We start from the raw sequence: 10,195 nt of genomic DNA, 5'->3' as shown, positions 1-10,195 counted from the left end.
CAGGACGTCCCCGCGGCGGCCATCGTCGGCGACGCCGACGCGGTGCGCCGCCTGCTCGATCTCGGCTTGCCGGTCGATGCGCTCGACAGCCAGGGCTGCACCGCGCTGCTGCGCGCCGCCGGCGGCGGCCATCGCGCCGTGGTCGACCTGCTGCTCGCGCGTGGCGCCGATCCGCAACTCGCCGCGCATTCCGGTGCGACCCCGCTGTCGGCCGCGGTCAGCATGCGCCACGCCGAAATCGTCGACCGCCTGGTCGCCGCCGGCGCCTCGCTGGAGCAGCGCCTGCCCGGCGACCTGACCGTGCTGATGGTCGCCTGCGCGCTCGGCCTGACCGACCTGGCCGCACGCCTGCTGACCGCCGGCGCCGACGTCCATGCCCGCGACGCGCAAGGCCGCATGGCCCTGCATTGCGCGGCGATGTTCGGCTTCACCGCGCGCGAGCGCAGCCGCCTGGTGGCCTTGTTCGACACCTTGTTGCTGGCCGGCGTCGACGCCGACCAGTCCGCCGCCGGTGCGACCCCGCTGCTGTTGCTGCTGGGCGCGCGCGCCGAACCCGGCACCGCTGCCGACGAGGACGTGCTGATCGCCGGCCTCGAACTGCTGCTCGACCACGATGCCTCGCTCGACGTCCAGGACCCGCGCGGTTTCGGCCCGCTGCACCTGGCCGCGCTGCACGGCCTGTTGCGGGTGGTGCAGCGCCTGATGCGCCATGGCGCCAACCCCGACATGCGCGATGCGCTCAACCGCACCCCGCGCGAGATCGCGGTGATGCGCGGCTTCATCGACATCGCCGCCGAGTTCACTCCGCCGGCGCCGGGCAACGGCGGCAACGTATCGATGGCGCGGTTCCTGCGCGGGCCGGGCGGCTGAGTTCGGGCCCGTCTCGCATCTGGCCGAGGTTGCCGGCTGCAAGGGTAGGAGCGGCGCGAGCCGCGACCAAGGAACGCGTAGAGATCGCATCGCAGTCGTCACCGATCGAAGCCGTGAACCGTCGCGGGGTAGGAGCGACGCAAGTCGCGACCGCGCCGCTTCCCCTTGCGGCGTTTCTTTTGACCGTCAGAGCGGCAAATCAAAATCAAGGCAACGGCAACGACGTTGCGATCTGACCACTGTAGGAGCGGCGTAAGCCGCGACCGCGCAACCCCGTTGACCTGCGCCGCCGGCCGCAGATTCGCGGTCGCGGCTTGCGCCGCTCCTACCCCGGCGAAAGCAAGCGGCTTCGATGGAGCGCATTGGCCTTGTGGTTTCAGCGCGTTCCTTGGTCGCGACTCACGTCGCTCCTACAGGGGATGCTGGCGTCGCCAGGTCCTATTTTTGGCTTTGGCTTTGGCTTTGGCTTTGGCTGTGCGTCGCCGCGCACTCGCGAAGGCTATGGAAGACCCTGAGGGCGGCGCGCAGGGATGCGCGCCGTTTTTCATCGGGACAAGGATGTCCCGTATGAAAAATCACCGCGCAGGCATCACTCGTGCGGGCTGGTGATTCAAAACAAAGCACTTTTCTTTGGTTATCTTTCTTTTGTTGCTTCAGACAAAAGAAAGTAACCCGCCGCTTTAGTGGCGGAAGCTTTGGGTTTGATCTTGATCTTGATGTAGATCTTGCTGGATAGCGAACCCGCAAGACCGAACCGTCGCGGTCGCGACTCACGTCGCTCCTGCAAAAGTCCTACCCATTCGACGCGAGTCGAGAGATCGCGGTCGCGGCTTGCGCCGCTCCTGCCTGGCGATAACCCGCCGCCTAGCCAATGACGACGGCCTCGTCATCTCTGCGCGTCCAGCGGTCGCGACTCACGTCGCTCCTACAGCGATAGCTTCGAAGCACACCGGTAGGTGCGCCGCGCGTATTCCGAGCGCCGCGCCGCCGACACCGCTCAATGCCTCGTCACATGCTCCGGCACCGGCCCCTGCTTCTCGACCATGTCGGCGAGCATGCCTTCGCCCCGGTCGGCGTCGAACAGTTCTTCCAGTTCCTTGCGCGCATCGCGGGCGCTCTGGATCAGCGCGTCTTCGTCGTCGTGGACCAGGTACTGGGCGTTGAGCATGCGCTCGTCGAGCTCGCGGAAGCGTTCGACATGATCGCGCGCGGTCTCCGGGGCGACGCCGAGTTCGACCAGCACGTCCTCGCCGAGCTTGAGGCTGGAATGGAAGGTCTCGCGCATCGGTTCGGCGCCGAGGTCCATCAGGTCCCAGGCGTGGCGGCGGTCGCGCGCGCGGGCGAACACTTTCGCCTTCGGGTACAGGCGGCGGATCGTGCGTACGGTGCGGATGCCGCTGTCGCGGTCGTCGATGGCGATCACGAAGATCTTCACCTGCGCCGCGCCGGCCGAGCGCAGCAGTTCGGGCCGCGCCGGGTCGCCGTAATAGATCATGTTGCCGAAGCGGCGCATGAAGTCGACCTGCTCGGCGCTGTTCTCGATGGCGATAAACGGGGTGCGGTGCGCGACCAGCAGGCGCGCGACGATCTGGCCGAAACGGCCCATGCCGGCGATCAGTACTTGCGGGTGGTGGTCGGGAATGTCGTCGTAGGGCCGCTTGGGCTTCTCGGCCGGGGCCGCGTCGAGCATGCGCTGGGCGCCGATCATCAGCAGCGGGGTCAGCGCCATCGACACGCCGACCGCGGCGATCAGGCGGTCGCGGGTGGGGTCGTCGAGCAGATTGGCCTTGACCGCTTCGTTAAACACGATGAAGGCGAACTCGCCGCCCAGCGACATCACCGTCGCCAGCTGGAACGCCCCGCGTTTCTCCAGCCCGCCGGCGCTGATGCCGACTGCGAACAACAAGATGAACTTCACCGACAGCAGCACCAGCACGATGCTGGCGATGGTGCCCGGCTCGGCCAGCACCCGCTGCAGGTCGATGCTCATGCCCACGGCCATGAAGAACAGGCCGAGCAGCAGGCCCTTGAACGGTTCGATCTGCGATTCGAGCTCGTGGCGGAATTCCGAATCGGCCAACAGCACGCCGGCGAGGAAGGCGCCGAGGCCGGCCGAGAGGCCGGCGATCTGCATGATCCAGGCCGAGCCGAGCACGGTCAGCAGGGCCGCGCCGGTGAAGACCTCGGGCATCTGGGTGCGCGCGACCACGCGGAACACCTGACGCAGCAGCACCCGGCCGCCGAACACCACCGCGGCGATCGCACCGACCGCCTTGGCCACCGCCATCCAGTTCAGCCCCTCGACCGCGGCGGCCTTGCCCAGCAGCGGAATCGCCGCGAGCAGGGGGATCGCGGCAAGGTCCTGGAACAGCAGGATCGCGAAGGCGAGCCGGCCGTAGTCGGTGGCGAGGCTCTTGCGTTCGGACAACAGCTGCAGGCAGACCGCGGTCGAGGACAGGGCCAGGCCGAGGCCGACCACGGTCGCCGCCTTCCAGCCCATGTGGCCGCCGAACATCGCCAGCGCGCCTAGCGCCAGGCCGCTCAGCAGCACCTGCAGGCCGCCGGCGCCGAACACCGGCTTGCGCATGACCCGCAGGCGCGCCGGCGACAGCTCCAGGCCGATCACGAACAGCATCATCACCACGCCGATTTCGGAGGCCGCCAGCACCGGTTCGGCGTCGCGGATCACCTTGACCCCGTAGGGCCCCAGCACCACGCCCGCGGTCAGGTAGCCGAGCACCGCGCCCAGGCCGAAACGACGGAACACCGGCACCGCGATGACCGCGGCCAGCAGGAACAACAACGCGAGTTCGAGACCGCCACCGTGCATGAGCACCTCCGGCTGGGATTATGGCGCGATACGCCGGGGCTGCGACGATCGCATCCGCGCTGGTCTACGCAACGCTGCGTAGCGGAGCAGGATGACGCCGGGACTTTGCAATGGTTGCTCGCTGCCCGGATTTCAATCGCCGCGGCGACGATGGCGGCTGAAACCTCCCGTTTCGGATCGTTCCGTCGCCACGGGGCCGGGTGTTGCGGACCCGTCCGCCGGCGTCCATCGCCCGGCTGCCCCTGTGCGGCCGTCCGCTTGCGCGATACTCAATCGCAGTCTGTGCGAGAGCTGCCGATCACAATGACGGACGAGCCGCCGGCCGCATCGAAGCGTCCGCGGCGCGCAGGAGCGCAGTCCGTCTTCAAACAGGGAGGTTCATCATGCGATCGTTGCTGGTGCTGTTGACGGTGTTGTGGCTGAGCGGTTGCCAGCCGGGTTGGGAAGAGCAGTTGCGTGGCGATCGCGCTTTCGCCGCGCAGGATCGGCAGGGCGGAAGCGAGTCCGTGGGCCGGCTCAGATAGTGCGGCGGCCCCGATCCATCCTTTCGCGATCGGGCATCCCGGTTGCGGCGACGGCGCATCGACACTGCATTGCACACGAAGCTGAACGAGCGGCATGATGCGGGGCCGCCGGCGGGGAGCCGCGCGTTGTTCCATCACCTCGGAGCCATGGGTCGTTTCATCGAGTCCCGGATGAGCTCCGCATCCCGGGTACTCACATCCACTCGTGCGTGGACGCGGTCGACCGCGTCGCCTCATCAATTCAAGGAGAAGTTCATGCGTCGTTTCTTCATGGCCGCAAGCCTGTGCCTGTCCGTTTTTGCCGCCCAGGCCGGCGTGACCGTTCACGGAAAAATTACCGAAGTGCAGGTCTGGCCGGCGCACGACGGCGTCCTGGTGCGTCACCAGGCCATGACCAATCCCGAGGGGTGTGTGCGTAACGACTTCTTTCTGATCCGTCAGGGCAGCCCGATGTTCAAGGAAATCTACGCGCTGCTGGTGTCTGCGCATGCCTCCAACAAGCAAGTCCAGGTGCATATCAACGGCTGCGATCAGCAGGGCTTTCCGGTGATTACCGCCGTGGCGAGTACGAACTGAGCATGACGACATGACCAGAACGATCTTGCTGAGTGCCCTCAGTCTTAGCGCCTGTCTCGCGGTCGCGACGCCGCAGGTCGTATTCGCGCAATCGTCGGATCCGGTTCCGATGGAATTCTTCGCGGGCGCGAGCGGCTACGGCCACACCGAAGCGATCGAAAAGGCGATCGCCGCAGCGAAGTCCCGGGGCAATCAGGCCGGCTATTTCAATTGCCGGACCTTAGGCTATACCTGGTACGAATACGGCGGAGTGTTTCAGGCCTCGGCCACTGTGGTCTGCTACAAGGATATGGGCCCACCGCCGACGCAGCCACCGACCCAGCCGCCTCCGCCGCCGACGATCTACGAACCGGTGCGCAGCAATAACGGCGCCGACCACACGGTGAGCTGGTCGACGCCCGAACCGGCCCGCTATGCCTTGGAGCAAAGCGTCGACGGCGGCGGTTGGACCGAGCGCTACAAGGGTTACGGCACCAACTGGACGGCGCAGTTGGCCGCACCGGCGAACTACCGTTATCGGGTCAAGCTCATCACCAATGCCCATGAGGTGTACTCGGGCATCGTGGGCATCGCGGTATCGACCCCGCCACCCCCGCCGTTGCCTCCGGTCGCGCCGAGCCTCGTCGCCCCGACCCATACCGTGACCTGGAACGCCTCGCCGAACGCCGACAACTACGTGCTGGAACGCAGCGCCGGCGACAACTCGTGGAGCCGGGTGTACAGCGGCCCCGCCAACGCCTGGACCGCCGTGGACATGCAGGCGGGCATCTACCGCTATCGAGTCTCCGCCTGCAGTAATGGGGCCTGCGGTGAGGCATCGGGCGAGAGCGTGTTTCAGGTGCTCGTCGATGTCGCACCGGTATTGCAGTACACGCTGTATCCCTGATCGTCAGGCTTTGCCCCGGCGGGCCCGCGTTTCGGCGCGGGTCCGTCGGTGATCGGGATTCGCGCAGGCCCGCTTGCCGCCCCTCTCTCGCCGACTGGTCCCGGGCGGGGACGCGGACGCCGTCCGTCGGCCGGCGGGATTCGGCTCTGTCCGCCGGCAATGCTTATCCGACCGATTTGCCGGCCACCGTCGCTGCTCCATCCGGTACCGAATTGCCCTGGAAGCTGAACGAGAGGCATGATGCGGGTCCGCCGGCGGCCTGGCCGCGGGCGGCCGGGTTCTAGGGGACCCGGTCACCGACAAGGAGCAGTGCATATGAATGCAGCAGTCGATTCGAATCCCGGCGGCGGTGTCACGCCGGCCGGCGCCATCCAACCGCCACGCTGGTACGCCGGGCAGCCGGCCGCGCAGGACGGGACCTCGGGCTACACCGCGTTGCTGCCCGCCGACGACGAGTGGTCGCGCGACACCGTATTGCGGGCGATCGTCGCCGACGCCTTGCAGCGCAACGGCGAGGTGGTCGACGAAGACACGCTCGAAGCCACCGTAGCCGCGGCGGGCGCGCCCGGCGGCGCGCTCGCGCAGGCCGCGCTGAGCTGGAAGTTGCACCCGGGCGAAACCCGCGCCGACGGCCGCGTGTCGCCGCCGTTCCACGGCTATGCGGTCGAGGTGCCGGCCGAATTGCAGACCTCGCTGGTCGGCTATGCAAAGACTTGGTCGGCGCAGCGCGATGCGGCGCCGCCGGCGCCGATCGACGGCGCGATGGTGCAGTTGACCACGCTCGCCCGTAGCGGCGGTCACCGCGACATCGAACAGACCCTGGAAGCCATCGACGCAGCGATCAAGGCCGGCAGCGCGGCCAGCCACGCCGGGCGCCCGCTCGACGCGGTGGCGATGAGCGCGGTGCTGGAATTCGCGACCCGCAGCGGCCACGAGCGCGAAGCGGCGAAACTGTTGGAACGCTACAGCGCGATCAAGGACGTGACCGCTGGCGTCAAGACTCTCGGCCAGAACGCCGGCCGGGTGTTCAACGGCCGCGATCCGGTCACCGGCAAGGCGCTGCGCACCGACGATCGGGTCGACGCCGCCTTCGACTTGCTCGACGGCGGCTTCAAGATCGCCGGCGGCATCGGCAACGTCGCCCTGATGATGGGCGCGCGCAACGCCGGCCTGGTCGGCAGCCTGATCGGCATCGCCCCGATGGGCGCGGCCATCGTCGCCTTCGCCGCCGGTGCGTTCGAGTTGATCAAGCGCGCGCGCGAAGCCTTGCTGGCGCCGCGCTGGGACGAGTTCCGCGAGCGCTTCCCGTTCGCCGAAGGCATGGAGCCCAAGCGCGCCATGAACGGGGTGCTGCGGCAGATCGCCGGCATGCCGGTCGACGCCGGCAACGCCTTGTCGACGACGACGCGCATCCTCGACGGGCTCGGCGAGAACCCGGAAACCCGCGAGCGCTTCCTCGCCTTCCTCAAGCAGAAGGTGCAGCCCGAGTCGCTGGTCGACACGCTCGCCGCCGGCGGCCTGGACCGTTTGAATTCGCAGCAGGCGATGCAGCTGGCGCAGGCCGCCAAGGGTTCGGCGAAGGAGTTCATGGACCTGGAGCTGCAGGACGTCAAGCGCTACGTGCGCGATCGCGATGGCGATCGCGAGCGCGGCACTTATCTGTTGCCGCCGGAACTGCGCGACGTCGCCAACCGCAACAACAACCGCGTCGGCGGCGCGGTCGAGGACGGGCTGCGGGTGGCGGCGATCCTGAGCAGCGGCGCCAACGCGCTCAACGGCATGTACAAGGAGATACTCGGCAAGGTCCAGGGCAGCGAGCTGGGCCAAGGCAAGCTCAACGAGCAGCAACAGAAGAATCTCGCCGCGGCCCTGGTGCCGGCCATGCGCGAGGGCGGCCTGACCCAGGTCGATCATCTGCTGGCGAGCAAGGACGGCAGCAAGCTGTTCGCGGTGCAGGGCGATCCGCAGTCGCCGACCCGGCGCATGGTCACCCTCGACGTCGCCGCCGCCTCGCAGCAGAGCGTGGAAGCCAGCAGCCAGCTCGCCGCGCGCGCGATGGCCGCGGCCGAAGCGCCGGCGGTGCAGGTCAACCAGGGCGGCGGACGCGGGTTCTGAGGAAGCGTTCGCGCACGGGCCGCATGCGGATCGCGCATGCGGTCTGTGCGAGAGACGAAGTGATGGTTCCGTCGCGACCCGGAGGCTGCGTTGTCGCGGCTTGCGCCGCTCCTACCCTGAAGAGATGCCGCTCCTGTAGGGGATGGAATCGCCGCGCTTGATTCCATCGCAGTTCGCTTGGGCTGTGCGCCGCCTCGCACTAGCGAAGGCAGTCGAAGACCCGGAGGGCGGCCCGTAGGGATGCGGGCCGTTTTTCATCGGGACAGGGATGTCCCGTATGTAGATCCCTGAGTCGGCATCGATCGTGCGGGCCTGTGATTCAAAACAAAGCACTTTTCTTTGGTTACCTTTCTTTTGTTGCTTTAGACAAAAGAAAGTAACCCGCCGCTTTAGTGGCGGAAGCTCTGGGGTTGATCTTGATCTTGATCGAGATGTTTCTTGAACCGCGCGCCGCAAGACCGTAACGGCGCGGTCGCGGCTCGCGCCGCTCCTACCTTGGCGAGGACACGCGGCTTCTTCGGATGACGGCGGCCCCGCGATCTCTGCGCATCCCGCGGTCGCGACTCACGTCGCTCCTACAGGGGAGCCACCGAAGACGGCGCAAGATCGGGACATGGTGGTCGCGGCTGCGTCGCTCCTACCCTGTCCAGGCTGCGGCCGCCACCGCCGCGAGAGTGAGAGGTCGCGGTCGCGACTTACGTCGCTCCTACACAAAGCCACAACCGCGAAGCGAGACCGAGACGCGAACCCGAACCCGAACCCACAAACCCCGGCGTCGCTTCCCGACATGCGAACCATCCGCGCCCACAAAAGAAAACGCCCCGCATCGCGGGGCGTTCTCGTTACCGCGCCGGCGAAACTCAGCGCTTCATCGAACTGAAGAACTCGTCGTTCGACTTGGTGGTCTTCATCTTGTCGAGCAGGAACTCCATCGCGCCGATTTCGTCCATGCCGTGCAGCAGCTTGCGCAGGATCCAGATCTTCTGCAGCAGCTCCGGTTCGATCAGCAAATCCTCGCGGCGGGTGCCGGAGCGGTTGATGTCGATGGCCGGGTACACGCGCTTTTCGGCGATGCGGCGGTTCAGGTGGACTTCCGAGTTGCCGGTGCCCTTGAACTCTTCGTAGATCACCTCGTCCATCTTGCTGCCGGTGTCGATCAGCGCGGTGGCGATGATGGTCAGCGAGCCGCCTTCCTCGACATTGCGCGCGGCGCCGAAGAAGCGCTTCGGACGGTGCAGGGCGTTGGCGTCGACGCCGCCCGACAGCACCTTGCCCGAGCTCGGCACGACATTGTTGTAGGCGCGGGCCAGGCGGGTGATCGAGTCGAGCAGGATCACCACGTCCTTCTTGTGTTCGACCAGGCGCTTGGCGCGCTCGATCACCATCTCGGCGACCTGGACGTGGCGCGCGGCCGGTTCGTCGAAGGTCGAGGAGACCACTTCGCCGCGCACGGTGCGCTGCATTTCGGTCACTTCTTCCGGACGCTCGTCGACCAGCAGCACGATCAGGTGCACGTCGGGATGGTTGTGGGTGATCGCGGTGGCGACCTGCTGCATCATCATCGTCTTGCCGGCCTTGGGCGGCGAGACGATCAGGGCGCGCTGGCCTTTGCCCTGCGGCGCCATCAGGTCGAGGATGCGGCCGGTGATGTCCTCGGTCGAACCGTCGCCGCGTTCGAGCTTGAACTTGCGCCGCGGGAACAGCGGGGTCAGGTTCTCGAACAGGACCTTGTTCTTGGACGCTTCCAGCGGCTCGCCGTTGATGCTGTCGACGACCGACAGCGCGAAATAGCGCTCGCCGTCCTTCGGGAAGCGGATGCGGCCCGACAGATGGTCGCCGGTGCGCAGGTTGAAGCGGCGGATCTGGCTCGGCGAGATATAGGTATCGTCCGGGCCGGCGAGGTAGGAGGCCTCGGCCGCGCGCAGGAAGCCGAAGCCGTCGGGCAGGATTTCCAGCACGCCGTCGGCGGCGACGCCTTCGCCGTGGCGGGTCAGGACCTTGAGCAGGGCGAAGATGACGTCCTGCTTGCGGGCGCGGGCCACGCCTTCCTGGATGCTGAGCTGGTCGGCCAGGTCGAGCAGCTTCGGCGCCGGCATCCGCTTGAGATCGCCGAGCGAGTACTGCGGGAAGCCCTCGGGCACCTGCGGGTGCGGGCGCGGGACGAAGTTCTCGCCGTTGCCGTTTTCGAAGGAACCGTCTTCATCGCGCTGCTGCGGGCGGTTGTTGCGGTCGCGGTCGCGGCGGTTGCGGAAACGGTCGCGACGGTTGCCGCCGCGGTTGTCGAAACCGGCGTCGCGCTGCTGGCCTTGCTGCGCCTGCGGGTTGCCGCGGTCGGTGCCCTGGGCCTGGCCCTGGCCTTGCGGCGCGGCGCTCTCGGCGCCGGAGGCGGCCGGG

Annotated in this window: 6 protein-coding genes; 4 read left to right on the top strand and 2 right to left on the bottom strand. The window is 67.5% G+C overall.

Annotated elements, in window-relative coordinates:
* A partial coding sequence (locus ACSAMQ_RS18400) for an ankyrin repeat domain-containing protein (protein ID WP_435397051.1) occupies positions 1-870 on the top strand: 870 nt, incomplete at its 5' end.
* Positions 871-1,867: 997 nt separating this feature from the next.
* Here the strand turns inward: ACSAMQ_RS18400 and ACSAMQ_RS18395 are convergent.
* Complete coding sequence (locus tag ACSAMQ_RS18395) at positions 1,868-3,700, bottom strand: monovalent cation:proton antiporter-2 (CPA2) family protein (RefSeq protein ID WP_435397050.1); 1,833 nt, start codon at positions 3,698-3,700, stop codon at positions 1,868-1,870.
* 779 nt (positions 3,701-4,479) lie between these two features.
* On the opposite strand from ACSAMQ_RS18395, the gene ACSAMQ_RS18390 reads away from it, so the two are divergent.
* The 3 genes from ACSAMQ_RS18390 (at position 4,480) to ACSAMQ_RS18380 (ending at position 7,801) form a co-directional block, all read left to right on the top strand.
* On the top strand, positions 4,480-4,800 hold the full coding sequence (locus ACSAMQ_RS18390; RefSeq protein WP_435397049.1) for a hypothetical protein: 321 nt from the start codon (positions 4,480-4,482) through the stop codon (positions 4,798-4,800).
* Positions 4,801-4,810: 10 nt separating this feature from the next.
* A complete protein-coding gene (locus ACSAMQ_RS18385; protein ID WP_435397048.1) occupies positions 4,811-5,686 on the top strand; it encodes a hypothetical protein in 876 nt (291 codons plus the stop codon).
* A 315-nt stretch (positions 5,687-6,001) separates the two neighbouring features.
* A complete protein-coding gene (locus tag ACSAMQ_RS18380) occupies positions 6,002-7,801 on the top strand; it encodes an XVIPCD domain-containing protein (RefSeq protein ID WP_435397047.1) in 1,800 nt (599 codons plus the stop codon).
* 860 nt (positions 7,802-8,661) lie between these two features.
* Here the strand turns inward: ACSAMQ_RS18380 and rho are convergent.
* On the bottom strand, positions 8,662-10,195 hold a 1,534-nt coding region (gene rho / locus ACSAMQ_RS18375), incomplete at its 5' end, for a transcription termination factor Rho (RefSeq protein WP_435397046.1).

The organism is Lysobacter sp. 1R34A, from assembly GCF_051217035.1.
Taxonomy (GTDB): domain Bacteria; phylum Pseudomonadota; class Gammaproteobacteria; order Xanthomonadales; family Xanthomonadaceae; genus Lysobacter.
The sequence above is the reverse complement of the archived record's forward strand: the minus strand, read 5'-3'. Positions and strand labels throughout refer to the sequence as shown.